Annotated in this window: 1 protein-coding gene and 1 pseudogene; both read right to left on the bottom strand. The window is 74.0% G+C overall.

The annotated features are described in order from the left end of the window. Positions 1 to 246 (bottom strand): annotated as a pseudogene (locus tag D9V41_RS16430) (hypothetical protein); the annotation flags it as partial. Positions 247 to 271: 25 nt separating this feature from the next. Beyond that, positions 272 to 433, bottom strand: coding sequence for a TMEM165/GDT1 family protein (locus tag D9V41_RS16435; RefSeq protein WP_279432362.1), 162 nt, complete (start codon positions 431 to 433; stop codon positions 272 to 274). Between the last annotated feature and the right edge of the window lie 9 nt (positions 434 to 442).

Genomic DNA, 442 nt, shown 5'->3' on the forward strand with positions numbered 1-442 from the left:
GGCGTCGGCCCGGGCGGTCGGTTCGTCCCGCAGGTTCGCGTTGCGGGGGAGGGCGTCGGCCTGCGTGGGACCGAGCCCCAGCACCTCCATCGCCCGCGCCGGCCTGCCTTCGCTCAGCCGGATGAGCGCGCGCAGGAGCTGCTCGCGAGTCGTGGTGAGCTCAGGGAGACCGAGCGTCTCCAGGTCGAGTGCGCGGCCCCGCTCGGGCCGGGTTTTGCCTTCGGACGGTGGGAGCAGGATCAGCACCCGACGACCCTACCGGCGGCGTCGATCAGACCGCGCGGACGCCCTCGCCGAGGAGGAGGACGGCGAACACCGCGAAGGCCGCCGCGGCGACGTAGCGGATGACCTTCTCGGGCAGGTGGCGGCCGAGCACGGCACCGACGACGATCGCGAGGGCGTCCGCGGCGACCATGCCGATGGTGCTGCCGATCCAGGTGCC

The organism is Aeromicrobium phragmitis, from assembly GCF_003674095.1.
Lineage (GTDB): Bacteria > Actinomycetota > Actinomycetes > Propionibacteriales > Nocardioidaceae > Aeromicrobium > Aeromicrobium phragmitis.